This is a genomic window from Sphingobacterium sp. JUb56, assembly GCF_014191365.1.
Lineage (GTDB): Bacteria > Bacteroidota > Bacteroidia > Sphingobacteriales > Sphingobacteriaceae > Sphingobacterium > Sphingobacterium anhuiense.
Genome location: NZ_JACHWL010000001.1, coordinates 4,413,819 through 4,439,385 on the forward strand (window position 1 = coordinate 4,413,819; position 25,567 = coordinate 4,439,385).

The following is a 25,567-nucleotide window of genomic DNA, read 5'->3' on the forward strand; positions in this document are numbered from 1 at the left end:
TAGTTAAAGTAACTTATATTAATCTAATATAAATGGATAATCCTCTTGAACGTACACATCTTTGTACAATTCATCAGCTGTAGGGAAAGGAGATTCTTCAGCAAATTTCACAGATTCATCTACAATACTTTTCACTTCAGCATCCACTTCAGCAAACCAAGCTTCATCAGCATAATTGTTTTCAACAATAGCATGCTTTGTCGCCAATAATGGATCACGTCCTTTATATTCTTCTAATTCTTCTTTCGTACGATATTTCGCAGGATCGGACATCGAGTGACCTTTGTAACGGTAGGTACGTATTTCCAAGAAAGTAGGTCCTTCCCCAGCACGAGCACGTTGAACAGCTTCATCCATCGCATTGTGTACAGCTACGACATCCATACCATCTACTGGTGCACAAGGCATATCAAAACCTAGGCCCATTTTATAAATATCTTGCATATTGGTTGTACGTTGTACGGAAGTACCCATTGCATAACCATTGTTTTCACAAACAAAAATTACAGGCAATTTCCACAACATGGCCATGTTCAAAGTTTCATTAAAAGCACCTTGACGAACTGCGCCATCACCCATGTAACATACGTTAACATTATTTGTACCCAAATATTTTTCAGCAAAAGCGATACCAGCTCCTAATGGAATCTGACCACCAACAATACCATGGCCACCCATCATTTTATGTTCTTTCGAGAAAAAGTGCATAGATCCACCTTTTCCTTTTGAACAACCTGTTGCTTTTCCAAACATCTCAGCCATACATTCATTCGCTGACACACCTTTTGCTAAAGCATGTGCGTGATCACGGTAGGCTGTAATTAAAGAATCTTCAGGTTTGATAACAGACATTGTACCTGCTACTACTGCCTCTTGTCCAATGTACAAGTGACAGAAACCACGGATTTTTTGTTGTCCATAAAGTTGACCTGTCTTCTCTTCAAACTTACGCATAAGTAGCATAGATCTATACCACTCTAAATATGTCTCTTTTGTTATAGGTGTTGAACTCATTTCAAAGTTTTGAATTTCTTACTAATCTTGACTACAAATCTAATCAATTTGGGTGATATTTTGGTCAGAAAATCAAATTTTCTTCTTGTTTTAGACAGTTCTAAGACATTTGATTTAAACGACATAAGAAGATACCCAAATAAATGACTGGCTTAATTTAGTAAATTAAAAAAAGAACAAACAAAAAAGCCAAAAGACATATTATTCTTTTGGCTTTTTTGTTTTGTAACAAATATGATTTTAGCTCAATTCAACAATCAAACTTGATTCATCTATTTTTCTTTGATCACCTGTTTGCATATCTTTCAATGAAAGCTGGCCTGAAGAAACTTCCTCTTCACCAATTAATAAAACAAATGGAATACCTTTACTGTCGGCATAACTCATCTGTTTTTTCAATTTCGCAGCTGTTGGATAAAGCTCGACTGCAATGTTCGCCTTACGTAGGCGATTTAAAAGAGGTAATGTAAAGGACTCGGTTTCTTTATCAAAGTTCACAATCAAAAGCTTAGTGTAATCTCCCTTAGCCTCAGGATAAAGATTTAATTCTTCTAGAACGTCATAGATACGATCGGCACCGAAAGACACACCTACACCGGTCAATCCTTTCAAACCAAACATACCTGTCAAATCATCGTAGCGTCCACCACCACCGATGCTCCCCATAGCGACCTCATTCGTCTTTACCTCGAAAATGCAGCCCGTATAATAATTCAACCCACGCGCTAGGGTAATATCAACCTCTACAAATTGGTTTAAAACTTCATTTGAAGAATCCAACTTAGAAATATAATCAAACGATTCTTCTATTTCTGCTATTCCCTTTAATCCTATTTCCGAATTTGATAATACGTGCTTTAAGGCAGACAATTTCTTTAGATTTGATCCCTCTAATAAAATAATTGGACGTAAAATTTCTAAATCCGCTGCTGTAAAACCTCGTTCTAATAGTTCTTTATTTACACCTTCTAAACCGATCTTATCCAATTTATCGATCGCAACTGTCATATCGACAATAAGTTCCGGCTTGCCAATAATCTCAGCAATACCTGAAAGAATCTTACGGTTGTTAATTTTAATCGTAAAATCTTGCAGTCCCAAATTTTTCAATGCTTCATGATAGATTAAAATAAACTCAGCTTCATTCAATAGGCTTTCAGAACCCACTACATCTACATCACACTGATAGAATTCGCGATAACGACCTCTTTGAGGACGATCAGCGCGCCATACAGGTTGAATTTGAAAACGTTTAAAAGGTAAAGAAATATCATTTTGATGCATGACAACATAACGAGCAAACGGTACAGTGAGATCATAACGAAGTGCCTTTTCAGAAATAAGAGAGATTAATTTAGTTGAAGACTTGGATTCAAGTAAATCATTGGGAGCTTTACTCAAATAATCTCCAGAATTCAAAATCTTGAAAATTAACTGATCCCCTTCATCACCATACTTTCCCGTAAGTGTCTGCAAATTTTCAAAAGAAGGAGTTTGAATTTCACTGTAACCATACTTTTTAAAAACACGCTTAAGTGTATTGAAAATATAATTACGTTTAAGCATTTCGGCAGGTGAAAAATCACGTGTGCCTTTTGCTAAAGAAGGTTTTACTGTTGCCATTTGGCAAAGTTAATATTTAAGAAGGATTTATTGGAACTTAGAAGAAAAAAGCTTAGTCAAGCTCTAAAATTTTCAAATACTCACAAGCTTTTTCTGCAGCTGTTTTTTCAGCGCTTTTTTTATTGAAATCTTGTCCTAGGCCACAAACTTCACCTTGTACAACTGCTTCAATAGAAAACATTTTATTCGATTCACCAGGAGGATTATCAATTTGATTGAATACAACCTCTTTACCATTATGCTGGCACCATTCGATCAAACGACTTTTAAAATTAGTTTCCGTTTGTTCCAATAAGTGAATATCTACATGTGGTTTAATAATACGGTTTAATAGAAAATTTTTAGTAAACACATACCCTTTGTCCAAATATACGGCACCGATAAGTGCTTCAAAAGCATCACCTAGCAAAGAGCCTTGTTTATTGGGAAAGCTAATCATTCTCGCGTCAAACTGAATAAGCTCATTTAATCCGAGCTTCCGAGAAAGTTGATTAAGATGTACACGACTGACAATTTTAGATCTCATTTCAGTCAAAAAGCCTTCGTCTTTATAAGGGTATTTTTTAAATAGTAGTTCAGCAACCACTGAACCTAAAATAGCATCTCCCAAAAATTCCAATCTTTCGTTGCTATTTTTGGAACCTTCCTTGATCACAACAGCTACAGACTTATGCCTAAAAGCCATTTGATAAAGTCGTATGTTTCCAGGGACAAAACCTAACAGGTTCTTGAGCTTTCTAACATAAGCTTTGTCAGCAGAAAAATATAATTTATAAATCCTTGAAAAAGGCATCTTAGTCTAAAAAAGGGACAACAGGTATAAAGCACCTGTTGTATCCCAATTATTTTAATAACTTAAATAAAGTAATATTAAGCTTTGTATTTCTTCACAACAATAGTTGCGTTATGACCACCAAAACCAAAAGTATTACTCATTGCAGCATTTACAATACGCTTTTGAGCTTTATTAAATGTGAAATTTAATCTGTTATCCAATTCCGGATCATCTGTAAAATGATTAATAGTAGGTGGTACTATATCATTTTGAACAGCTAAAATAGAAGCAATAGTTTCAATCGCACCAGCAGCACCTAAAAGGTGTCCTGTCATTGATTTTGTCGAACTAATGTTCAATTTATAAGCGTGCTCACCAAATAAATCTACAATAGCTTTAGTTTCACTAATATCCCCTACCGGAGTAGAAGTGCCATGCACATTGATATAGTCAATATCTGTGAAATCTAGTTCCGCATCATTAACCGCCATTGTCATCGCAAGTTTAGCACCTAAGCCCTCTGGATGAGAAGCTGTGATGTGATGTGCATCAGCACTCATACCCCCACCTCCAATTTCAGCATAAATTTTAGCACCACGCGCTAATGCGTGTTCTAAACTTTCTAATATGATCGCACCAGACCCTTCACCAGAAACAAAACCATCACGATCCTTATCAAAAGGACGTGAAGCTGTTTTAGGATCATCATTTCTAGTTGACAATGCATGCATTGCATTAAATCCACCGATTCCAGCTTCATTAATAGTTGCCTCAGATCCACCAGTTACGATTACATCAGCTTTACCCATACGGATATAGTTAAAAGCATCAATCATCGCATTGGTTGCCGAAGCACATGCGGAGACAGCCGAAAAGTTAGGTCCACGAAGTCCGTGACGCATAGAAATATGTCCCGGAGCAATATCGACAAGCATTTTTGGAATGAAGAAAGGATTGAAACGTGGTGTTCCATCCCCTTTTGCGAAATTTACAACTTCATCTGTGAAAGTTGTCAATCCCCCAATTCCTGATCCCCAAATAACTCCGATACGATTTGTATCTAAATTTTCAAAAATTAAACCAGCATCCTTAATTGCTTCATCAGATGATGCAATAGCATACTGTACAAAAGGATCTACTTTGCGAGCTTCCTTGCGATCCATAAATTCATGTGGATCAAACCCCTTCACTTCACAAGCGAATTGGGTTTTAAATTTTGACGCATCAAAATGCGTAATGGGAGCAGCACCGCTTACACCATCTAGTAAACTATTCCAATATTCTGAAACGGTATTACCAATTGGTGTAAGTGCGCCTAATCCTGTTACTACTACTCTTTTAAGCTCCATTTATACGATTTGGCCCAATTAAATTAGTTAGTTAACGTTTTTTTCTAAATAAGTGATTGCTTGTCCCACTGTACCAATAGTTTCAGCTTGGTCATCAGGTATTGCAACGTTGAATTCTTTCTCAAATTCCATGATTAACTCTACAGTATCAAGTGAATCTGCACCTAAATCATTAGTGAAAGAAGCTTCTGGTGTTACCTCGTTTTCGTCTACACCTAATTTTTCAACGATAATTGCCTTTACTCTTGAAGCGATATCTGACATGATTTTATAGTTTAATTGTTTAATAAATCTGTGCAAAGAAAAATAAATTTCATCAAATATAAAAATCCATTTGATTTTTAGATTGTCAAATTATTTCCCAACCCGGTACAGCTACACCCTTAACTCGCTATAAACTAACCGTATTCAAGTATAACAATAATTCCTAATATGTACAAACATAGAGGCAATTAATTGAAATTTTACATTAAATTCACAGCATTTGCATCATTTTTTTGTATTTTCGTCAAGAACACAAGCTTAAATTTTCACTTTGAATAACAAAACGATACTAAAATGGGACCTAGAATTTGATGCCGAATTAGACTTCGTCCTTATTGCCATTTCATCTCCTTTAAAAGATTACCGTCTCTGCCATTTTATTAATAAGCTAACGCTCCTAAATTTTGTCAGAGGAAAAGAAGATAAATTTGACCATAATCAAAAGTTAAAGCAAAAAACTTCTGAAGAATTAGAGTATCATATTGTTTTTGACAATGCTAAAAAATCGAAGCAGCACTTTACTACCTTCTGGTATATAAATACCAAATTTCAAACAGAATATTATTTAATCAACAATAAAAGTATCGAAGGTAATTTATTAATACCGGAGCATCCTAATTTCGATTATTTTATAATAATCAAAAATTATATTGATGATGATGACCTGGATCGTATAGTAAAAAATATAAACAAAATACCCGAAGTCGTGTTTGTAAAAGAAATATCACCAAAAATATTGAAATCCAAAGAAAATCTGATATTTTAGCAAACTATTTAATAGTGTACAAGATACACCCCTTAAATCTAAATTATCCTCGTTAGTAAAACGAGTTTTATAATTTCACAAAAAAAATGAAGTTATATAAAAATAAAAATACATAGTAATAAAAAAATTAGAATGGAAAAAGTTCAAAAAAGGACTAAAATTGTTGCAACACTAGGTCCTGCATCTGCTGATAAACAAGTGCTAACAAATATGATTGCTAAAGGTGTAGACGTATGTCGTTTAAACTTTTCACACGGTAGTCAAGAAGATCATTTGAAAGTAATTGAAACCATCAATGCGATCAATGAAGAAACTAATTTTAATGTCGCTATTTTAGCCGATCTACAAGGTCCTAAGATCCGTATCGGAAAAATGAAAGAAGGTGGCGCTATATTAGTAAATGGCTCACAAGTTGAAATTACTACACATGAATTAATCGGTGATGAAGAGAGAATTTACATCACTTATGAAAATTTCCCAAATGATGTTGCTGCTAATGAAATCATCTTATTAGATGATGGCAAATTGCAATTGCGTGTTTTAAACACCAACTATAAAGATACTGTTACTTGTGAGGTTGTACATGGAGGTGTATTAACTTCTCGTAAAGGTGTTAATTTACCAAATACAAAAGTTTCAATTCCTTCTTTAACAGAAGAAGATCTAGATAATTTAAATTTTGCACTTGACCATGGTGCAGATTGGATTGCAATGTCATTTGTACGTTCAGCAGAAGATATTTACCAATGTAAAAAAATCATTGCTGAAAAAGGAAGCCACGCACAAGTAATCGCAAAAATCGAAAAACCCGAGGCTATCGAAAATATTGATGCTATCATCGAAGCAACTGATGCAATTATGGTTGCACGTGGTGATCTAGGTGTTGAAATGCCAATGGAAGAAGTACCAGGTTTACAAAAAATCATCGTTCAAAAATGTCGTGATTTATCAAAACCGGTTATCATTGCAACTCAAATGTTAGAAAGTATGATCACAACTCCACGTGCTACACGTGCTGAAGTTAATGATGTTGCTAACTCGGTTATTGATGGAGCTGATGCAGTGATGTTAAGCGGAGAAACATCTGTAGGTGAATTTCCTGAAATCGTTATCGAAACAATGAGTAAAATCATTATCCACGTGGAACAAACATCATATCCATATTATAATGAGAAAGTTAGTGAGATTAGCGATGGAACTAAAATTCCAGATGCAATTTGTGCGTCTTCGGTATATTTAGCAAAGAAAACAGATGCTGCCGCAATTGCTGTTTTAACATCTTCTGGTGCTACTGCATTTGAAATCGCAAGTTACAGACCGAACGCTGATATCATGGTTTTTACAGGAACTAAAAAATTGTTACGTCAATTAAGTTTATTATGGGGTGTTAAAACCTTTATTTATGACAAATTTGACAGTACAGACGGTTCTATTCATGATGTCAATAAATTTATTGTTAAGAATAACTATATCGCTCCGGGTTCGATTGTGATTAACACGGCATCGACACCGTTAATTGAAAAAGGAAAAACGAACACAATTCGTGTTTCCCAATTGTAATCAGCATAATATTAAAAAATAGAAAAGCGCTTTTCCAAGAATAATTTGGAGAGCGCTTTTTTTGTTACAATATACATTTAGAAGTTATTGTTAAAAATGACATAGTTCTCATATACAAGACATTTAAGGCATTTAATAAAAAAAGTAACCTGATTTAAGCCGATATTTACTACAGAATCAATTAGCTAAATTGTCTCTACCATATTCCTAAATTAGTAAATATGTACCTTCGCAATCGTTTATTCTTGTACATATTATTTTTTATTAGAGTAGTAAAGATGTTACACAGCAGGACAAAGAGCATAGCCCTGAAGAGAATATAGAAATTAGCGCATTTTACTTTCGCGTCTCAAACGATCCGTCATTGATAAAAGAACTAACACCATTAAAAGATGGCGACACCTACTAAGCAACCTTACCCAAATACAGTATACCCAAATTAATAGCAACCTTTTCAACTACCGCTGAAAAGGAGTTTATTGATGGACCACAACAACAAAGTGAGATTACTGTCAAGGATTTTAAAAATAAAGTAAAGTTCAGCTTTAAGCTATGAAAATCAGTAAAGATTTAGAGGTACCTTTCTAAATACTATTATTGCAGTAGGTTTTTTTTAACCTTAAATGATGCCTTTTAAGGTAGCTATGTTCTTACCCAGCAAATCGAAATTAATGAAAATAGGATTGATATCGGGAATGATGGACACCTACTTGAACTAGACACTTATTGATAATTTTGGCAATTAAGCAACCTTCTTCATTCCGGATTGGCCAACAAGTATTATTTAACTCTAGAGTGAGCTAAAAGAAAATCTAAATCATCTATAAATCCACCATTTTCTAATTTATACCCAACCCACAGTTAGATATAAATTAGAATGCCAAAACAAGTACAAAATAAATGCTCAAAATCATTAGATAAAATTTATAATAAAAAATACCAAGGCAAGGAATTTTAAAAAATAAATCATTATATTTCATAATATTTACAGCCAATTAAATAATATAGAAAAAAAATGCTACCAACTCTTAACCACAACATTGATTTTACAAAGGCTAGCTTTAAGGAATTTGAAAATATTCCAAACCATGACATGGTCCAATCAGCTACTGCTTTTCAAGAATTTACTGATTACATGAGCGAAAATGATCATATGAATTTTCGGTTCGTTACCAAAGGGTGTGGACCAGTCGTTCAAGTGAAAACCTCCTTCATGAAAAACTCAAAGGAATGTATCAGTTTAGTCTCAAATGACTACCTAAATTTCACCCAGCATCCGAAAGTGAAGCAAGCAGCAATTGAAGGTATAATGAAATATGGAACAGGGGCAGGTGCATCTCCTCTTATTGGAGGCCATCATGAATATCATGTTCAACTTGAAGATAAAATATCTGATTTTTTCAATAGACCAACAGGCTCCTCAATTGTCTATACAACAGGATATACAGCAAACACAGCAACGCTACAATCATTACTAAAAGAAGAAGATTGTGCTATTGTTGATATGGAAGTACACGCTAGTGTTTACGAAGGTTTAAATAGCACAAACACAAAACGTTTTCCTCACAATAGTATGATTCATTTGGAAAGAGCTTTGGTTGATGCTCAAAACAAATTCAGGACAAAACTGGTCATCATTGATGGTGTTTACTCACAAAATGGAGATCTTGCAAAAATGGATGAAATATATGATCTCTGTGAAAAATATGGTGCTTATTTAATGGTAGATGATGCACATGGCATCGGTGTAATAGGTGAAAAAGGACGAGGATGCATTGAAGTTTATAATTTATTAAATAAAGTTCACATCATTTCTGGCACTTTAAGCAAAGCATTTGGACATATTGGCGGTTTTATTGTGTCAACTCCAGAAATTATAAATTATTTACGCTATCAAGCTAGGCAACAAGTATTTTCTTCAACATCATCACCCGCCGCCAATGGCTTAATTAAAGCGATCGCACTCATTGATGAAGAACCACAATGGAGAACCAAATTAGCAGAAAACATTGCTTATTTTAAAAACGGACTTCTTTCACTGAACTTAAATATAGGCACAACACAGTCTCCAATAATTCCTGTGAAGATTGGGGATCCACACAAAACTGCGCAAGTAGCACGAATGCTACTAGAGGCCGGTGTATATGCAAATTGCATTGTTTATCCTGGTGTTTCTAAAAAAGATGCACGCATTAGAACCAGCTTAATGGCTACACATAGCAAGGAGCATTTAGACCATGTTTTAAATGCTTTTGAACATATTGGCAAAAAAATTGATCTTACTAAAACAAGATAAAAGCATCTAATTGAAAGAAAGCAATATATTTAATTAACTTTGATCCTAAAGTTTAACTAAATATATTACGGCAGTGTCTAACTAAATATATTACTTCAATGGCCAGAAAAACGTATCAAGGAGAAAAGAACGATAAAAGTAGAACGATGACCAAACTTATCCAAGCAGTGGGTGCAGTTTTGGAAAAAAAAGGATATACAGGACTTTCAATCGCGAATATTGCCAGTACTGCTGGAGTAGACAGAAAATTAATCTCAGTATACTTTGGAAGTGTTGATAATCTTATCGAAACATATATAAAAGGTAAGGACTACTGGGTAGAAGCAACCATTGCTGCTGAGGAAACACTTGCAAAAGCCTCAGGTACTAGCTCTCGCCTTTTCCTTGAAAACTTATTACTGGAGCAAATTGATCAATTCACATTGAATGAAGAAATGCAAAAAGTAGTACTTTGGCAAATCAGTGAAAAATCTGATATTATGTCCCATGTTACGCAGACTAGAGAGAAGATGAGTGCCCTATTTTTCCCATATTCGGATAAAGAACTCGCTGGAAAAGACGTTGATCTTAGAGCCGTCTCTAGTTTACTAGTAGCTGGTATATATTATCTTGTATTGCATACAAAAACAACAGATAGTACCTTTTGTGAGATAAATTTAACAACAGAAGAAGGTATAAATCGAATTAAAGATGCTGTTAAATTCATTTTAAAACAGACTTACGGGGTAAAGTAACGTCAATAGCTTAGTTGTAATTGACCTATTTTTATTTTCTAAATGTTAATTAAAACACAGTTTTTACATCTAATAAGGAATATCGTAAAACTTAGGATTCACTTTGCCACCATAACGATATAAATATTATGGCTTGCAAAGAACAATAGCATTTAAAAGGTTGTATAATAAATAAACCTCTTGTACAGCAAAATATGATAAGTACAATTACTGAGCATTATTAAATTTTAGATGCTGATTCTCAAGATTTACTGAAATTCCTTTACTTCAAAATCTAGGCAATAGCCAATATATAGCAATTAGCGACTAATTAATTGCTGTTATTTGCCCATTGCCTTGTATGAACCTATATTTTTAACTAAAAACCAAGTAAAATAAAGCTCCGTCAAAATTTAAGCAACACCCATAAAATATGGTTTAATTATCTTCATTTAGCTTTATATCCATTACGTTTGAGTGGAGAGTCATGACGATGCATCAGGCTATCGGGTAAAAACTCTAATTTATATAAAGGTTGAACAGGGTTATTCTCTAGTTTAGAATTGCCACTGTCCCCTAAAGGAATAGCATTCTTAAAAGAATTTGGTATCGGAGCAGCATCGTCAATGTCAGTTTTTTTATGTTGCATATGATAATGAACATTTGGATCTGTCGGAATCTTTAACACCGGAGTATTGGACTTGTAGCGACTTCCTCTCATATTCAAATCAGCACCCTCCCTATCTATTGGCAGACTATTCGATTTTACTACATTAAAACGTTCATCCGAATTGGGCTCCAATTTTAAATTAAAATTTTTCGATCCGTATTTATTACCCTCTGTACCAAACTTAGCACTTGATGTATCTCTGGATACACTAGATGCATGTGTTGCAAAAAATGAAATACAGAAACAAACTAAACTTAATATCTTTTTCATATCGAGTATTTTTATAAAATATTTATCTAAAATAAAGCTTAATCCTTCATAATGAAACATTAAGCTTGTTAAACATTGTTAAAAGCAATTAAATCAAATAAAGCATACCTATATTTGTAACAAATGAAGAAAAGTAGCATAGTTTTAATTATTAGCTTGATGACCCTAGCATTACTGGGAGTGGCAGCTATGCAATTTTATTTTATCAGAGAATCCTATCGTCAAAAATCACAATTGTTTGACGAATCGGTCAATGCTTCCTTAACGGCAGTCGCAGGTAAAATAGAACGTCGGGAGGTAATTGATTTTGCAAAAGTGCAACAGCAAACCAATATCAAAAAATATCAATTTGAACAGGAGAAGCAAAGGCATCTTGCTGAACAATTGAAAATGCAAAGAGATCTGGAAAACTTACGAGCTGATCAATATGCCATAAAAGAAAAATTTAAAGAAGCTGAAGATCAACTAAAAGAAACATTTCCTAGTGTTGTATCTATTGAAAATTCATTTTATGAGACTTACATCAATAGAAAAAGTAAAGAAAATGTATTAAGCATTGACGTCATCAAATACAACAGTCCTGATCATGTCATAAAAGAATATGTAGAAATTGGAGCAACCAAATTTCTACCAAAAGAAAATGCAAAAGATGATAGTGCAAGATTCGTTATACCAACAATAGATCCTATCTTAAAGCAAGCAATTGAGTATAAAATTGCGACTTTACCTCCAAGATTCAATAAACAGATTGCTAAGAAAATAGTAGATCTTGAAAATAAGTTGGAAAATATGAGCGGTCAGAATTTGATTGGAACTGGTAAAAATGTATTTGATACTATCGCAGCTATTGGCGGGAAAAGAAGCGGTCTTATTGAAGATGTTGCTATTGGAATGGAGCTATCCAAACGTCCATTTAGAGAGCGCTTAAATATTAATCTCATTCAAAACTTATTAAAAGAGGAACTTGCAGAAAGAGATATCAATTATCCTTTTAATATTGAAGTTCGCGATAGCAGTAATATTGTTTTCAGTGTACAAACCATCGATAATATTATTAAACCAAATAAAATAACTCGTTATTCAACAGCTCTATTTAAAGGAGATATTGGTTCTCCTCCAGGAAGATTAAGCGTTTATTTTCCTAGAAAAAGTACTATCATTGTTGATAATATGAGTTATCTATTGCTCCCTACAATAGCTTTGCTTTTCCTATTAATTGGCTGTTTTGCATATACCCTATTAATCATATTCAAACAGAAAAAAGTTTCAGAGATGAAAACTGATTTTATCAACAATATGACGCACGAATTTAAAACACCTGTTGCTACAATTATGATAGCCAGTGAATCCTTGCGAGATCCAGAGATCATATCTGATGAGCGTAGAGTAAAGCGTCTTGCAAATATTATATATGATGAAAATGTGAGATTAGGTAACCATATCGAACGAGTATTAGATATTGCCCGTCTGGAAAAAGAAACATTAAAGCTAGAAAAAACACCTATTCACATTAATGATCTGCTTTCAGCAGTATTAGACAGCATGCAACTTCAAATACAAAAAGTAGGTGGCAAATTTGAACATCACTTTGATGCACAAAATGATATTGTAGTAGGAGATGAACTTCATTTGTCAAATGTATTTTTCAACTTGGTAGATAATGCTATAAAATACAGTAAAGATAATCCACACATAATTGTGAAAACCAAAAATACAAAAGAAAGTATTCAAATTACAATTATTGATAATGGGATTGGAATGGCAAAAGATCATCTATTAAAAATATTTGATCAATTTTATCGCATTCCTACAGGAAATGTCCACAACGTAAAAGGTTTTGGATTGGGACTATCATATGTTTATGATATTATTAAAAGAATGAATGGTAAAATTCAAGTAAAAAGCGATAAAGATAAGGGAACGCAGTTTGACATCCTATTACCCATAAAAAATTAAATTTAAAACGATATTAATTTCGTATATTATCATCAATATTCGAACAAAACCATAAGAATATGCAGAAGATATTATTAGCAGAAGACGATCCAAACTTAGGAGATTTATTAAAAGATTATTTAGAGCTTAAAGGGAAATTTGATGTCACCTTATGTACAGATGGTGAAGAAGCTGTCAATCAATTTCGTAAGAGCAGTTATGATCTTTGCATTTTAGACGTCATGATGCCCAAGAAAGATGGCTTTACAGTAGGCCGAGAAATCAGGAAAATAAATACAACAACCCCCATCATATTTGCTACTGCAAAAGGTATGATGGAAGATAAAACAGAAGCATTTGAACTTGGTGGCGATGATTATATCACAAAACCATTTCGAGTGGAAGAATTGCTCCTTCGCATAAATGCATTGCTTAAGCGTGTTGTAAGAGAGAAAGATGATCAGGTTGTAAGCGATAAATTTGAGATTGGAGAGTACTTCTTCGATTATACAAGTCAACAAATTGCGCATAAAGGTGTGCAACAAAAACTATCAACGAAAGAAGCGGAATTATTACGTCTACTTTGTCTAAAAAAGAATGATGTACTGACTCGAGAAGAAGCCCTTTTAAAAATTTGGCATGATGACAATTATTTTACAGGCCGGAGTATGGACGTTTTCTTAAGCAAATTGAGAAAATACCTACGAGATGATCCCAAAGTTGAAATTGTCAATGTACATGGAAAAGGCTATAAATTATTGGTTAGCTAATACACAATTACTAGAATAATAAAGAGATGTTAAAAACATCTCTTTTTGTTTATCTTGCAACAATGAAACTATCAATTCCATTTTTTTTAATCCTTTCAATCTTTTGCTCTTCTACATCGCTTTATGCGCAAAAAGATACTTTACAAAATGATAATCAAGATTTTGAAACCAATGCTAAGCCAATAAATTATAAGCAATTAATAGTTCCTGCGGCTTTAATGACTTACGGAGTAATCTCATTAAATAGCCCATACCTCAAACATAAGGATCAACAAATAAACAATTCAATTAATAATGATCCGTCCAAAACTTTTAAACTTGATAATGTTAGTGTTTTCATTCCTTCTGCCGCTGTCTTTGGGCTTGACTTACTCGGAATACCAAGTAAGCACAATTTAAAACAACGCTTAGTGGTAAGTTCGATTGCCCATGCAATCACCTTATCAGCAGTATATACCATAAAAAAAACGACACCTACTTGGAGACCTGATCGCGCAGATCAAGAATCTTTTCCTTCAGGACATACTGCTGTACCTTTTACCGGTGCAGAAATTCTATGGCAAGAATATAAAGATCAATCCATTTGGTATGGTATTGCAGGCTATACAATTGCGGCGGGAACAGGTTACCTGAGAATGTATAATCATAAACATTGGTTTTCTGACGTCGCTATGGGAGCTGGTATTGGTATTATGGGAACAAAAATTGCATACTGGCTATTACCATTATTTGATAAACACTTGCAATCAAAAAAAACAAGTTACCTAACGATGGCAACACCGTTTTACAATGGAAAACAAATTGGTTTGTCTGCTAATTTCCAATTTTAAACCTTGGTTTATTATCATTTTTATATAAAAGTTACAAAATATTTGTTTTTATAAAACTAATTCCGATATTTACAGCGCTTATAGAGAAAGGCAGAGGGAATAGACCCAATGAAGCCTTAGCAACCTGTCGATTGACAAGGTGCTACATTCTACCCCATCAAAAAGTGGGAATGATAAGCTAGACACAAAATATATCTTGTGCCCTCCTCTCTAAAAGCAATCAAAAAATTTAGTAAATAGATTCAAGAATTTTTGATCGTTTTTTATTTCGAATAAAAAAAATCTTTCTAATTTCTTGCTTCGTTAAGGTTGAACAAATAAAATAATTTTATATTTATGTTACTAACGAACAACTTAGGTTACCCACGTGTAGGTGCCTTCCGCGAGTTGAAAAAGGCCAATGAAGCATATTGGGCTAAAAAAATCAGCGCGCAAGAATTATTGCAGGCTGGACTGAAAATCCGTGAAGGCAACTGGAAAACTCAAAAAGATGCTGGCATCGATTTGATTCCTTCCAATGATTTTTCATTTTATGACCAAGTTTTAGACTTGACATTAACTGTAGGTGCAATCCCTGCACAATATCAATCACTTTTAAATAACGAAGATAAAGGATACAATTTGGACCTTTACTTTGCAATGGCGCGTGGTTTCCAGCAAGATGGCGTTGACGTAACGGCAATGGAAATGACAAAATGGTTTGATACCAACTACCATTACATCGTACCTGAATTCGTGAAAAATCAAGAATTCAAATTGACTTCAGAGAAATTCTTAAATGAATATAATGAAGCAAAATCTTTAGGTATTGAAACGAAGCCTGTGTTAATTGGCCCGATCTCATACTTATTATTAGGTAAAGAAAAAGAATCTGGTTTCAACCGTATCGATTTAATCAATAAGTTGGTTCCTGTATATGAAGAAATCTTAACTAAATTGGCTACCGCTGGTGCAAAATATGTACAAATTGATGAGCCATTTTTAGCTTTAGATATTGATGATGCAACACGTGCTTTATACACTAGTGTATTCACTAAATTAGCTGCTGCTGCTCAAGACATCAAAATTATTGTAACGACTTATTTCGAGGCTTTACGTGACAACGAAGAAACAGCTCTAAACTTACCAGTTTACGCAGTTCATGTTGATTTAGTAAGAGGTGAAAACCAACTCGACACTATATTAGCCAAAGTTCCGGCTTCATTAACACTTTCTTTGGGTGTAGTTGAAGGTCGCAACATTTGGAAAAATGATTACGTAAAATCTTTAGCACAAATCAAAAAAGCTGTTGATGCTTTAGGCAAAGACCGTGTATTAGTAGGACCTTCGAGTTCATTATTACACGTACCTTTCGATTTAGACAATGAAGATAATGAAGAGTCATTGCCTAAAGAAGTTAAAAATTGGTTGGCATTTGCTAAGCAAAAATTAGCAGAGGTAAAAGATTTAGCGATCTTAGCTGAAGGCGAAGTAGATGCAAAAACAGCTGAGCGTTTCGAAGCCAATAAGGCTGCTGCGGAAGACCGTCGTACATCTTCTTTAATCCACAAGCCTGAAGTTAAAGAACGTACAGCAAATATCACTGATGATGATGCTAAACGTACATCTACTTTCTTAGCTCGTAAAGAAGCACAACAAGCGAAATTTAATCTTCCAGCATTTCCAACAACGACAATTGGTTCATTCCCACAAACTAAAGATGTTCGTAAATGGAGAGCTGATTTGAAAAAAGGCGCAATTTCTCAAGAACAATACGATAAAGAAATCGCAGAAGAGACAGAAAGAACAATCCGTCTTCAGGAGCAATTGGATATCGACGTATTAGTTCATGGTGAATTCGAACGTAATGACATGGTTGAGTACTTCGGAGAGCAATTAGCAGGTTATGCCTTCACTAAAAACGGATGGGTTCAATCATATGGTTCACGTTGTGTAAAACCTCCAGTTATTTATGGTGATGTTTACCGTCCTGCTGATATGACCGTACGTTGGTCTTCATACGCTCAAACCCTGACAAACCGTCCAGTAAAAGGAATGTTAACGGGGCCGGTTACGATCTTACAATGGTCATTCGTACGTAACGATCAACCACGCTCTACAACAACTTACCAAATTGCATTAGCGATTTTAGATGAAGTACAAGCTTTAGAAAAAGCAGGTATTAAAATTATCCAAATCGATGAGCCTGCAATTCGTGAAGGTCTGCCATTACGTAAAGCTGATCACCAACAATATTTAGATTGGGCTGTACGTTCATTCCGAGTTTCATCATCGAATGTAGATGACGATACACAGATTCACACCCATATGTGTTACTCTGAGTTCAACGATATCATTGAAGATATTGCTGCAATGGATGCTGATGTAATTACTATCGAGACTTCACGTTCGCAAATGGAATTATTAGATGCATTTGCTGCAGATTTTAAATATCCAAACGATATTGGACCAGGTGTATATGACATTCACTCTCCTCGTGTACCGAGTACAGAAGAGATGGTTGAATTATTACGTAAAGCAAAAGCGGTAGTTCCAGCTGAACAACTTTGGGTAAATCCTGACTGTGGTTTAAAAACACGTGCTTGGCCAGAGACTAAAGCTGCCTTAGAAGCTATGGTTGAAGCTGCTAAAATCTTGCGAGCTGAATAAGTTTAGATTTTTAGAATTATAAATATAAAAGATCCTGAAGTTAAATCACTTCAGGATTTTTTTTTGTAAAAAAATAATAGTTTCTATTTAATACTTTAATATAGAAAGTTTAAATTTACCCTAATCAAAAAAGTGTATATCATGAAAACTTTCACTTGTCTTTTATACTTTCTGTTTTTTGTATCAATCTATACCTTTGCACAAGAGGGCTATCCCACTCCACCATTCAAATCAAACACTCTTTTTTATATACAACATAGCGAAGGTCATAACACCTATGTTTATGAAGCAAATATGAGTGATAAACAGCATTTCAATAACAAGAATCCTATCAATAACTATCGGATTTTATATGATAAAGGAGGAGAAATTAAACCTTTAACTGGTATCCAACAAAAATTTGCCTACGGTATTATAACAAAAGAACTAGGCAATAATACATTTGAGTTTGAGATTGTGTCTTACAAAAATCAACCCTTATATCTCAAGATGGATAAAGCAGGAAAGCCTTATGTGGAAACCACATTAAATGGTCACAAATTTAATCTCCATCGTATTTTCATCAAACAAAAAGAGGGAACTTCAGGCTTAGGGACGCAAGTTGAATATCTCATATTTTACGGCACAGACCACAGGGGTACCAAAGTACGAGAGAAATTGATACCGTAGTTGACATTAGGCGCCAATCCCATTGCCTACTGTCATATTCAACTCTTTAATGCATTAGATTTTTTATTTAATTAGTTTACATCATTTGATTGAAAAAGAAAATGAGGCGTTTATTTGACGTTGTTGCATTATAATATTTAAACGTATACCCTTCTTTAATTCAGGGGAAGGATATACGTGTTATTCATCTCATCTCAGAAACAATCTATTGAGTTTATCCTCAATTAGAAAGAATAAACTGTCAATTAGTTATTTTTTGCTTTTACGTCCTATTTTCCGTTTTCCTTTTATTCGATCTTCAACGTCTTTGATCGTGGACAACATCTCACTATCTAAATTTTCCAATCTAACCAAATTTAATACTTTTAAGGCTTTTTTAAATTTTTTAAGTTTTTCCAATATAAGTACCCTTTTTAATAAAAATAAAGAAGATGAAACTCCGGGTATTGTTAAAGCAAACTCAATTGTTTTTTCTGCCTCTTCATATGCATTGGTATCAATCAAGGTTTGTATATAAGGTTGATAAATTTCCAAAGCATATAAATTATGTACTAACGCTTCTTGAAAATATTTCTTTGCTTGTTCAAAATCAAACAACTGTTCCGCATGAAGTCTCCCCATCAGACATAGTGCCATCGTATTTGAATCATCATAAGACAAGGCGTATGACAAAGATTCTAACGTATTTTCTAGGTAATATGGATAACTATCCAATGCCTGTAACACATATTTATTCATAAAATATATTGCATCAATTCTCAAAAGATCCTTAAATAAGCGATGTCTATTTAAGGATCAATAATTAAATAAAAGATTATCTTAAATACCTCGACTCACGAAATACCAAAGAAATCATTAATTGCTCGAACATTGTCGAGACCAAAATAAAGTCAAAAGAGGAGTAACTACGAGAAAAAAGTATTCTGAAGAATATACCCAAGATCCTTCTTTTGGATTGAAGTAGGGTTATTTAATATAGCAAACATATTCTTCTATTATTAATTGTGAATACCTAATTGATTTTGCAAATATTTAAAACAAAATTGAAATTTCAAAATAAATTTATCAAAAACTATTTAGGTATACGTTTCACGATCAACAGCAAATTATTTTCCAGAACCAAATAGCCATACTCATAAATAAAATAGTAGGTCTGTCCTTTAGCATTGATGAAATTATGAGTATGATATTTTAAATCAAAGCCTTGCAGCAACATTTTTTCCTTGCTTATCTTGAGTATCCCTTCATCTCCCAGAACTTCTTGTAGAATACGCCTGTTCTTACGCAATGTATGATTGATCTTTCTGATCAAGTTCGTTTGATCACTATTCTGTTTATAGTTATAACTATTGCGACAGGCATCATCACAAAATCTTTTATCAGAGCGTCCCCTTATTGACTTTTTACAATCTAGACATTTTTTTAAATTAATTTCTTCTTCCATAAATCATAAAATAAACGACAACAAACGCTTACAAACGGTTATAGTCGATTACAAACGTTTATTAACCGATTAAAATCTCAATTACTTTTCACTTTTGTTTCTGTTTCCTAAGCATAATTCGAAAGGATGCATTTATTGAAGTTAAACAATTTTACAAACATTTAAAAGCAAAGTTATGAGCAGATTAAAAAACAGAATTCAATTGATTGGACACTTAGGTTCTGATCCCGTGGTAAAAATTAGCACAAGCGGAACTAAAGTATCAACCTTACGTTTAGCTACCAAAGATCTATTTAAAAACAAAGCTGGTGAATGGGTTGATGAAACCCAGTGGCATACTTTAGTGATCTGGGGCAACCTTAATACTACTGTAGAAAAATATTGTCTAAGAGGTTCAGAGTTACTAGTAGAGGGAAAACTTACCTACCGCGAATACGAAGATAATAATGGAAATAACAAGACAATTACAGAAATCAAAGTTGACAGTTTAATTGTTATGAATAAATCTAAATTAAAGAAACGAAATGAAGAAATTTCTAGTCAAGAAATTACAGAAGAAGACTTACCATTTTAAATAAATAGTAGTAAAAACAAACATTTCAATCCAGATGATTGTTTCTTATTTAAACTCAATATCATATGAAAAGAATATTTCCAATATCATTAATCGTGTTAACTTGCCTTTCTTTATCGAGCTGTTCGGTCATTGAAGGTATTTTCAAAGCAGGAGTTTGGTCAGGTATAATCATCGTTGTGGTCGTTGTTGCTTTAGTAATATGGCTACTAGCTAAACTTTTTGGTGGAGGTAGTAAAAACTAACATAACTTACAAGATATGCCTAAAAATATTTTAGGCATATTTTTTTAATTATATCTATGTTTCATTACTATTGAACTACTAAACTTTTTCAAACTTTCCATACAATTTCCAATAATATCGAATATCAGACAAGGAAAATAAACTTTTTTTCCAAGAGCTAAGAATCAGCGATATCTGTTCCCCATTTTGCTCATACTTCCCTACAAAAACTTCCTCTTCAGACAAAAACAAACCCAAGTTATTGTGAAGAAGATGCAGATATTCCATTTCAATACCTTCAAAAATTAGTATACTTTGCTCTTTAACTTCCAATTCCAATGGAGCGGCAATCAATTCTGAAAACTCAATGGCTAAAAACTTATGCTTACTTTGAATAGGAAGCTGAAGTTGTGGTGCGCCCTCTATTTGCTTTAACAAATCAGTATTGTTCATCATAACTTCTCGGGTCAATAAGGGAATACCTGCTAATTTTTTTGTGCTATTTGTTACAATAGCTGGTTCAAAATAATCACTGAAATTTAAAATTTGATTAACAGAAAGATTTTCTTGAATTAAACTCTGCAAAGGAATGCCAAAATAATTAGCAATTATCATTATTGTTTCTATTTTAGGCTCAGCTCTTAATTCTTCATAAGACGAAATATTACCTCTGCTTAGATTAAATAAATCAGCAAATGCTTGTTGGCTTAACCCTCTCACCTTTCTTAATTTCTTTATATTATTACCAATATTTGTCATTTTTAAAAAAAATTAAAATTTTTTGCAAAATATTTTTGCAAAAATATTATCTTTATGCAAAGAATATATGCAATATATAAAAAACTAAATTATGTACTTCTCAAAAATTGAAAATTTTATTAGCAATATCGGATACGATATCTTTTATAAAGATGAGAAAGAAGGCGTTTTCATCATTCAAAATGAATTAGATGGCATTCACAATTTGATTGTAGGTATAGCTAATCCAATTTTAATTTTTGAACAATACTTATTTACAATTTCCAATGAAAGTATGGAATTGTTTAAATCACTACTCATTAAAAATAGGGACATGATCCACGGTGGTTTCGCGTTAACAGAAGACGGTAAAAAAGTAATTTTTAGATACACACTACAAATCAGCAATATTGACCAAAATGAATTTGATGCAGCCATCAATTCTTTAAGCTTATTAATCAGTGAGTATTACAATCAATTAATTAACTTCTCTAAATTATAGTAATTATGAATATTTTTAAAAGAATTTTCAGGATTGGTCAAGCGGAAATACACGCTGTCGTTGAAAAAATGGAAGATCCAATCAAAATGACGGAACAAGGTATCCGGGAAATGAAAGAAGATTTAGAACAAGCCCTTGAGGCATATGCTAAAGTAAAAGCATTAGCAATTCGTACCAAAAGCAATTTTGAGAAAAAACAAGAAGAAGCAAACCTGTTTGAAGGAAAAGCTATTCTCTTATTAAAGAAAGCACAGAATGGAGAACTTCAAGTTGATAAAGCTGAAAACTTAGCAAAAGAGGCTCTCTTATTAAAAAAGCAATTTATAGCAGAGGCGATAGAATTAGAAAAACAAAGTATAATTCATCTTCAGTCAGCAGACGAATTACATAAGAATGTAGATGTACTCAAATTCAACATTACGAAATGGGAAAGCGAATTAACCACATTAAAAGCTCGTGTAAAAGTGTCTAACGCCGCTAAGATGGTCAATAAGCAATTGGCGAATATTGATTCAAATAGTACCATATCTATGCTGGAACGAATGAAAGTTAAAGTAGAGGAAGATGAAGCGTTAGCAAAAGCATATGGCGAAATTGCACATGGGAATAAATCGATCATTGATGAAATCAATGAAACAATTTCAAATAAGGACTCCATCAATGCCGAACTAGAAGCTTTAAAATTAAAACTTAATAATGATGAGAAAATTTGAATACAAAACAATTAAAATCGAACCTAAAGGTTTTTGGGGGACAAAACTTGATGAAGATCGCATAGATGAAATACTTAACGAATTAGGTGCTCAGGGCTGGGAACTTGTATCGATGCAAGATTTAGAGATCGGCGGAAGTTCTTGGTCATTTCACTATACATTCAAAAGAGAATTATAACAAAACCGAACCCATTATGAGCGAATTATTCAACCTCCTTTTCAATCCAGTATCCAACGGTATCATGACTGTACTGACAGGAATTTCGCTGTTATATTGGATAATTATGTCCTTTGCGGGGGATGGATTACATCTCTTTGATGGCGATGTGGACCTGGATGGTCACCTCCACTCTACTGCTGATGTAACCGACGTAGACAGTTCACAAGATTTACATCACCATTCGGACGCCGATACACATATAGAGCCATCTTTTTTCGCAAAAGCAATGGATTTCATTAATGTTGGCAAAGTTCCTATTATGATCATCGTTACACTTTTCAAATTTATTGGATGGATCATCACGATCATTTCTTCATTACTTTTAAATACCGCCACCTGGGGACTGAAATCCCTTTTTATTTTAATTCCTATATTTTTCATCACTTTTATATTAATGCATTTTTTCACTAAACCTCTTGCAAAACTTTTTAAAAACATTGGATATCATGGGGAAGAACCGATTGATTTCCTTGGGAGAATAGGAAAAATGAAAGCAACAATAGAAGGAAAAAAACTGGGATCAGCAGAATTTTTGATCGAAAGAGATCCTATACGGCTTTATGTAGAAAGTCTAAATGGAGAAAAAATAGAATATGGAGATGAAGTCATTATTGTTGATGAATCAAAAGACAAAAAAATATATTACGTAACCAAAGAAATAACCATTCACAATATTTAATTATTAACCATGCAGTTACAAACTCTTTTATTTATAGATGGGATAACAGGTCTCATCCTCTTGATTGTAGGAATTATAGTTTTACTAATTTTTGCATTTTTCATTGTATTAAGTGCTTTCTACAAAAAAATTCCACAAGGAAAAGCAATAGTAAGAACTGGGATTGGCGGGACAAATGTTGCTTTCAACAAAGGGATGTATGTCATTCCAGTTTTTCACAAAATGGAGATAATGGATATTTCAGTAAAAAAGATTGAAATATCCAGAATGCAGCACGATGGATTAATATGTAAGGACAATATTCGTGCTGATATTAAGGTCGCATTTTTTGTGCGTGTTAATAAGTCTGTTGATGATGTAATCAGTGTAGCACAAAATTTAGGATGTGAGCGCGCGAGTGATCCAGATACGTTAAAAAGTATTTTTGAATCCAAATTTTCAGAAGCACTAAAAACTGTAGGAAAAAAATTCGACTTTATTGAATTGTACGAAGCTCGACGGGAATTTAGAAATGAAATTCTAAATATTATTGGGACAGATTTGAATGGCTATATATTAGACGACTGTGCAATCGATTATTTAGAACAAACAGAATTGAAATTTTTAAGTCCAGATAATATTTTAGATTCACAGGGTATCCGTAAAATCACTGAACTAACTGCAGCTCAGAATATTCATGCCAATTTAATACGTCGTGATGAAGAAAAAGTAATTAAAAAACAGAATGTAGAAACGCGTGAGGCAATACTTGAGTTAGATCGACAATTAGCTGAAAAAGAAGAGAAACAACGTCGCGAAATCGACAATATTAAAGCTCGTGAAGATGCTGAAATAGCGAAAGTTAGAGAAGAAGAGCGTCTAAAATCCGAAACTGTCCGCATCTCTACAGAAGAACAGTTAGCTATTCAAGAAGAAAATAAGCTTCGTCAGATTATCATTGCAGAGAAAAACAAATTACGTACTAGTGCGGTTGAAACTGAACGTGTGGAAAAAGATCGTGCACTGGAAGAGACAGAGCGAATAAGAATTGTCACATTAGCACAAATTGATAAGGAACGTTCAATTGAAATCGAAAAGAAAAATATTCAAAATGTAATCAAAGAGCGTGTTCAACTCGAAAAAGGTGTTGTAGAAGAACAACAAGGTGTCAAAGATATAGAGGTATTCCGTGAAGTTGAACGAAAAAAACAAGCAGGTGTTATTGCGGCATCACAAGAAGCCGAAGAGCGTCTAATATCAACTGTCAAAGCTGCTGAAGCAGATAAAATAGCTTCTGAACAAAAAGCTGAGCAAGATGTTATTTTTGCGGAGTCCCGCAGAAAAGTTGCTGAGAAAAAAGCGCAAGAGTTATTAATCGATGCTGATGCGAAAAAAGAAGCATCAGTAAAAGAAGCAGAAGGTCGTAAAATAATTGCCGAAGCACAAGCGAAAGAGGATGCTGCATTAGGTCTATCTGAGGCAGAAGTTATGATAGCGAAAGCAGAAGCAATTCAAATACAGGGTACTGCAGAGGCATCTATCATCGAGAAAAAAGCTGAAGCAAGCCGTAAGCAGGGAATAATGGAGGCAGAGGTAACGCGAGAGAAAGCAATTGCTGAAGCCACGGGTATTCAAGAAAAAGCTGAAGCAATGAAAAAGTTAGATGGTGTTGGAAGAGATCACGAAGAATTCAAGCTTCAACTACAAAAAGAAAAAGATATTGAATTGGCTCAAATAGGCATTCAAAAAGATATCGCAGCTTCACAAGCATCTGTATTGGCAGAAGCGTTAAAAACTGCAAAAATTGATATCGTTGGAGGTGAGACTATGTTCTTCGAAAACATTGTACGCCAAGTTTCTAATTCCAAAGGATTTGATCATTTAATCAATAATTCAAAACATGCAACAGACATCAAAAATTCATTGTTGGGCCCAGACGGAAAAGGTGATCTGGCAGAAAAAGTACGTGGCTTAGCCGATAAATATGGTATTTCATCTAATGATATCAAAAATCTAACTGTCTCCGCTGCCTTGGTTCAATTACAACAAGCAGCCAAAAATGCGGATGATAATGAAGATACTAATTTCATCAACTCGTTATTCGGTTTAGCCAAAAACTTAGGAATATCAAACAAAAAATTGATCTAATTTTTACACATATGTCAACTTGATAACGGATTGTTTTCAAGTTGACAACGATATAATTAGCTTTATTACACTGTTCATAATATAGTATTTTCCAAAGATGATTTAGATTTTCACCATTGTAAATGTAACATTGACTTCACCAAATGAAAATCATAAAGTCAATACATTAACTATATACTAACACAGGTAGAAA

Annotated in this window: 25 protein-coding genes and 1 riboswitch; of the genes, 16 read left to right on the top strand and 9 right to left on the bottom strand. The window is 33.6% G+C overall.

Features of this window, described 5'->3' with window-relative positions; translation table 11 throughout:
* Positions 1 to 18: 18 nt before the first annotated feature.
* The 5 genes from pdhA to FHR29_RS18830 form a co-directional block, all read right to left on the bottom strand.
* The gene (pdhA, locus tag FHR29_RS18810; protein ID WP_045753966.1) at positions 19 to 1,014 is read right to left on the bottom strand and encodes a pyruvate dehydrogenase (acetyl-transferring) E1 component subunit alpha; all 996 of its coding nucleotides are present in this window, start codon (positions 1,012 to 1,014) and stop codon (positions 19 to 21) included.
* 240 nt (positions 1,015 to 1,254) lie between these two features.
* Positions 1,255 to 2,637 carry a histidine--tRNA ligase gene (gene hisS / locus FHR29_RS18815; protein ID WP_132771552.1) on the bottom strand — a complete coding sequence of 461 codons (1,383 nt, stop codon included), beginning with the start codon at positions 2,635 to 2,637 and terminating at the stop codon, positions 1,255 to 1,257.
* Positions 2,638 to 2,689: 52 nt separating this feature from the next.
* A complete protein-coding gene (gene rnc, locus FHR29_RS18820) occupies positions 2,690 to 3,430 on the bottom strand; it encodes a ribonuclease III (RefSeq protein WP_132771553.1) in 741 nt (246 codons plus the stop codon).
* 77 nt (positions 3,431 to 3,507) lie between these two features.
* The gene (gene fabF, locus FHR29_RS18825; protein WP_021192393.1) at positions 3,508 to 4,761 is read right to left on the bottom strand and encodes a beta-ketoacyl-ACP synthase II; all 1,254 of its coding nucleotides are present in this window, start codon (positions 4,759 to 4,761) and stop codon (positions 3,508 to 3,510) included.
* A 27-nt stretch (positions 4,762 to 4,788) separates the two neighbouring features.
* Positions 4,789 to 5,025 carry an acyl carrier protein gene (locus FHR29_RS18830; protein WP_021192392.1) on the bottom strand — a complete coding sequence of 79 codons (237 nt, stop codon included), beginning with the start codon at positions 5,023 to 5,025 and terminating at the stop codon, positions 4,789 to 4,791.
* A gap of 271 nt (positions 5,026 to 5,296) precedes the next feature.
* Between FHR29_RS18830 and FHR29_RS18835 the strand changes: the two genes are divergently transcribed.
* The 4 genes from FHR29_RS18835 (at position 5,297) to FHR29_RS18850 (ending at position 10,381) form a co-directional block, all read left to right on the top strand.
* Complete coding sequence (locus tag FHR29_RS18835; RefSeq protein WP_132771554.1) at positions 5,297 to 5,791, top strand: IPExxxVDY family protein; 495 nt, start codon at positions 5,297 to 5,299, stop codon at positions 5,789 to 5,791.
* A 132-nt stretch (positions 5,792 to 5,923) separates the two neighbouring features.
* Positions 5,924 to 7,351, top strand: coding sequence for a pyruvate kinase (gene pyk, locus FHR29_RS18840; protein ID WP_132771555.1), 1,428 nt, complete (start codon positions 5,924 to 5,926; stop codon positions 7,349 to 7,351).
* Positions 7,352 to 8,366: 1,015 nt separating this feature from the next.
* Positions 8,367 to 9,647, top strand: a complete 1,281-nt coding sequence (locus FHR29_RS18845) for an aminotransferase class I/II-fold pyridoxal phosphate-dependent enzyme (RefSeq protein WP_132843552.1) — start codon at positions 8,367 to 8,369, stop codon at positions 9,645 to 9,647.
* Positions 9,648 to 9,745: 98 nt separating this feature from the next.
* Entirely contained in the window at positions 9,746 to 10,381 is a 636-nt protein-coding gene (locus FHR29_RS18850; protein ID WP_132771557.1) for a TetR/AcrR family transcriptional regulator, read from the top strand.
* Positions 10,382 to 10,808: 427 nt separating this feature from the next.
* On the opposite strand, the gene FHR29_RS18855 is transcribed toward FHR29_RS18850, so the two are convergent.
* Complete coding sequence (locus FHR29_RS18855; RefSeq protein WP_132843550.1) at positions 10,809 to 11,300, bottom strand: hypothetical protein; 492 nt, start codon at positions 11,298 to 11,300, stop codon at positions 10,809 to 10,811.
* A 159-nt stretch (positions 11,301 to 11,459) separates the two neighbouring features.
* Between FHR29_RS18855 and FHR29_RS18860 the strand changes: the two genes are divergently transcribed.
* From FHR29_RS18860 to FHR29_RS18880, 5 genes are all read left to right on the top strand, one after another.
* Positions 11,460 to 13,256, top strand: a complete 1,797-nt coding sequence (locus FHR29_RS18860) for a sensor histidine kinase KdpD (protein WP_232789356.1) — start codon at positions 11,460 to 11,462, stop codon at positions 13,254 to 13,256.
* A gap of 59 nt (positions 13,257 to 13,315) precedes the next feature.
* The gene (locus FHR29_RS18865; RefSeq protein WP_021192386.1) at positions 13,316 to 14,005 is read left to right on the top strand and encodes a response regulator transcription factor; all 690 of its coding nucleotides are present in this window, start codon (positions 13,316 to 13,318) and stop codon (positions 14,003 to 14,005) included.
* Positions 14,006 to 14,067: 62 nt separating this feature from the next.
* On the top strand, positions 14,068 to 14,835 hold the full coding sequence (locus FHR29_RS18870; protein ID WP_183916278.1) for a phosphatase PAP2 family protein: 768 nt from the start codon (positions 14,068 to 14,070) through the stop codon (positions 14,833 to 14,835).
* Between the two features lie 75 nt (positions 14,836 to 14,910).
* Positions 14,911 to 15,015, top strand: a riboswitch (SAM riboswitch).
* 156 nt (positions 15,016 to 15,171) lie between these two features.
* Positions 15,172 to 17,484, top strand: coding sequence for a 5-methyltetrahydropteroyltriglutamate--homocysteine S-methyltransferase (metE, locus tag FHR29_RS18875; protein ID WP_183916279.1), 2,313 nt, complete (start codon positions 15,172 to 15,174; stop codon positions 17,482 to 17,484).
* Positions 17,485 to 17,625: 141 nt separating this feature from the next.
* On the top strand, positions 17,626 to 18,153 hold the full coding sequence (locus FHR29_RS18880; protein ID WP_021192384.1) for a DUF4833 domain-containing protein: 528 nt from the start codon (positions 17,626 to 17,628) through the stop codon (positions 18,151 to 18,153).
* Between the two features lie 249 nt (positions 18,154 to 18,402).
* On the opposite strand, the gene FHR29_RS18885 is transcribed toward FHR29_RS18880, so the two are convergent.
* Both FHR29_RS18885 and FHR29_RS18890 read right to left on the bottom strand, forming a co-directional pair.
* Entirely contained in the window at positions 18,403 to 18,891 is a 489-nt protein-coding gene (locus tag FHR29_RS18885; RefSeq protein ID WP_021192383.1) for a hypothetical protein, read from the bottom strand.
* Positions 18,892 to 19,225: 334 nt separating this feature from the next.
* A complete protein-coding gene (locus FHR29_RS18890) occupies positions 19,226 to 19,597 on the bottom strand; it encodes a hypothetical protein (protein ID WP_021192382.1) in 372 nt (123 codons plus the stop codon).
* A gap of 175 nt (positions 19,598 to 19,772) precedes the next feature.
* Here FHR29_RS18890 and FHR29_RS18895 point away from each other — a divergent pair, with 175 nt between their 5' ends.
* Positions 19,773 to 20,171, top strand: coding sequence for a single-stranded DNA-binding protein (locus tag FHR29_RS18895; protein WP_021192381.1), 399 nt, complete (start codon positions 19,773 to 19,775; stop codon positions 20,169 to 20,171).
* 65 nt (positions 20,172 to 20,236) lie between these two features.
* Positions 20,237 to 20,416 (top strand): hypothetical protein, encoded by a 180-nt coding sequence (locus FHR29_RS18900; RefSeq protein ID WP_084825378.1) that lies wholly within the window; start codon positions 20,237 to 20,239, stop codon positions 20,414 to 20,416.
* A gap of 78 nt (positions 20,417 to 20,494) precedes the next feature.
* Here the strand turns inward: FHR29_RS18900 and FHR29_RS18905 are convergent, their stop codons facing one another.
* Entirely contained in the window at positions 20,495 to 21,154 is a 660-nt protein-coding gene (locus FHR29_RS18905) for a helix-turn-helix domain-containing protein (RefSeq protein ID WP_183916280.1), read from the bottom strand.
* Between the two features lie 91 nt (positions 21,155 to 21,245).
* Here FHR29_RS18905 and FHR29_RS18910 point away from each other — a divergent pair, with 91 nt between their 5' ends.
* From FHR29_RS18910 to FHR29_RS18930, 5 genes are read left to right on the top strand one after another with little or no spacing between them, the layout of a single operon-like run.
* Positions 21,246 to 21,635 carry a YbjN domain-containing protein gene (locus FHR29_RS18910; protein WP_021192378.1) on the top strand — a complete coding sequence of 130 codons (390 nt, stop codon included), beginning with the start codon at positions 21,246 to 21,248 and terminating at the stop codon, positions 21,633 to 21,635.
* Positions 21,636 to 21,640: 5 nt separating this feature from the next.
* Positions 21,641 to 22,348, top strand: a complete 708-nt coding sequence (locus FHR29_RS18915) for a PspA/IM30 family protein (protein WP_021192377.1) — start codon at positions 21,641 to 21,643, stop codon at positions 22,346 to 22,348.
* Positions 22,332 to 22,526 (top strand): DUF4177 domain-containing protein, encoded by a 195-nt coding sequence (locus FHR29_RS18920; RefSeq protein ID WP_206368603.1) that lies wholly within the window; start codon positions 22,332 to 22,334, stop codon positions 22,524 to 22,526. The genes FHR29_RS18915 and FHR29_RS18920 overlap by 17 nt, the downstream gene beginning before the upstream one ends.
* A 16-nt stretch (positions 22,527 to 22,542) precedes the next feature.
* Positions 22,543 to 23,247: an OB-fold-containig protein gene (locus FHR29_RS18925; RefSeq protein ID WP_183916282.1), complete on the top strand. Its 705-nt coding sequence runs from the start codon at positions 22,543 to 22,545 to the stop codon at positions 23,245 to 23,247.
* Positions 23,248 to 23,256: 9 nt separating this feature from the next.
* Positions 23,257 to 25,374, top strand: a complete 2,118-nt coding sequence (locus FHR29_RS18930) for a flotillin family protein (protein ID WP_132771564.1) — start codon at positions 23,257 to 23,259, stop codon at positions 25,372 to 25,374.
* Positions 25,375 to 25,567 lie beyond the last annotated feature (193 nt).

What these genes read in the sequence shown, in the direction of transcription:
- FHR29_RS18900 (WP_084825378.1), top strand. Translation starts at nt 20,237, where the DNA reads ATGAAAAGAATATTTCCAATATCATTAATCGTGTTAACTTGCCTTTCT.
- FHR29_RS18915 (WP_021192377.1), top strand. Translation starts at nt 21,641, where the DNA reads ATGAATATTTTTAAAAGAATTTTCAGGATTGGTCAAGCGGAAATACAC.
- FHR29_RS18845 (WP_132843552.1), top strand. Translation starts at nt 8,367, where the DNA reads ATGCTACCAACTCTTAACCACAACATTGATTTTACAAAGGCTAGCTTT.
- pyk (WP_132771555.1), top strand. Translation starts at nt 5,924, where the DNA reads ATGGAAAAAGTTCAAAAAAGGACTAAAATTGTTGCAACACTAGGTCCT.
- FHR29_RS18930 (WP_132771564.1), top strand. Translation starts at nt 23,257, where the DNA reads ATGCAGTTACAAACTCTTTTATTTATAGATGGGATAACAGGTCTCATC.
- FHR29_RS18910 (WP_021192378.1), top strand. Translation starts at nt 21,246, where the DNA reads ATGTACTTCTCAAAAATTGAAAATTTTATTAGCAATATCGGATACGAT.
- FHR29_RS18895 (WP_021192381.1), top strand. Translation starts at nt 19,773, where the DNA reads ATGAGCAGATTAAAAAACAGAATTCAATTGATTGGACACTTAGGTTCT.
- FHR29_RS18920 (WP_206368603.1), top strand. Translation starts at nt 22,332, where the DNA reads ATGATGAGAAAATTTGAATACAAAACAATTAAAATCGAACCTAAAGGT.
- metE (WP_183916279.1), top strand. Translation starts at nt 15,172, where the DNA reads ATGTTACTAACGAACAACTTAGGTTACCCACGTGTAGGTGCCTTCCGC.
- FHR29_RS18925 (WP_183916282.1), top strand. Translation starts at nt 22,543, where the DNA reads ATGAGCGAATTATTCAACCTCCTTTTCAATCCAGTATCCAACGGTATC.
- hisS (WP_132771552.1), bottom strand. Translation starts at nt 2,637, where the DNA reads ATGGCAACAGTAAAACCTTCTTTAGCAAAAGGCACACGTGATTTTTCA.
- FHR29_RS18865 (WP_021192386.1), top strand. Translation starts at nt 13,316, where the DNA reads ATGCAGAAGATATTATTAGCAGAAGACGATCCAAACTTAGGAGATTTA.
- fabF (WP_021192393.1), bottom strand. Translation starts at nt 4,761, where the DNA reads ATGGAGCTTAAAAGAGTAGTAGTAACAGGATTAGGCGCACTTACACCA.
- FHR29_RS18890 (WP_021192382.1), bottom strand. Translation starts at nt 19,597, where the DNA reads ATGGAAGAAGAAATTAATTTAAAAAAATGTCTAGATTGTAAAAAGTCA.
- FHR29_RS18885 (WP_021192383.1), bottom strand. Translation starts at nt 18,891, where the DNA reads ATGAATAAATATGTGTTACAGGCATTGGATAGTTATCCATATTACCTA.
- FHR29_RS18850 (WP_132771557.1), top strand. Translation starts at nt 9,746, where the DNA reads ATGGCCAGAAAAACGTATCAAGGAGAAAAGAACGATAAAAGTAGAACG.
- FHR29_RS18905 (WP_183916280.1), bottom strand. Translation starts at nt 21,154, where the DNA reads ATGACAAATATTGGTAATAATATAAAGAAATTAAGAAAGGTGAGAGGG.
- FHR29_RS18880 (WP_021192384.1), top strand. Translation starts at nt 17,626, where the DNA reads ATGAAAACTTTCACTTGTCTTTTATACTTTCTGTTTTTTGTATCAATC.
- FHR29_RS18855 (WP_132843550.1), bottom strand. Translation starts at nt 11,300, where the DNA reads ATGAAAAAGATATTAAGTTTAGTTTGTTTCTGTATTTCATTTTTTGCA.
- FHR29_RS18860 (WP_232789356.1), top strand. Translation starts at nt 11,460, where the DNA reads ATGACCCTAGCATTACTGGGAGTGGCAGCTATGCAATTTTATTTTATC.
- rnc (WP_132771553.1), bottom strand. Translation starts at nt 3,430, where the DNA reads ATGCCTTTTTCAAGGATTTATAAATTATATTTTTCTGCTGACAAAGCT.
- FHR29_RS18870 (WP_183916278.1), top strand. Translation starts at nt 14,068, where the DNA reads ATGAAACTATCAATTCCATTTTTTTTAATCCTTTCAATCTTTTGCTCT.
- pdhA (WP_045753966.1), bottom strand. Translation starts at nt 1,014, where the DNA reads ATGAGTTCAACACCTATAACAAAAGAGACATATTTAGAGTGGTATAGA.
- FHR29_RS18830 (WP_021192392.1), bottom strand. Translation starts at nt 5,025, where the DNA reads ATGTCAGATATCGCTTCAAGAGTAAAGGCAATTATCGTTGAAAAATTA.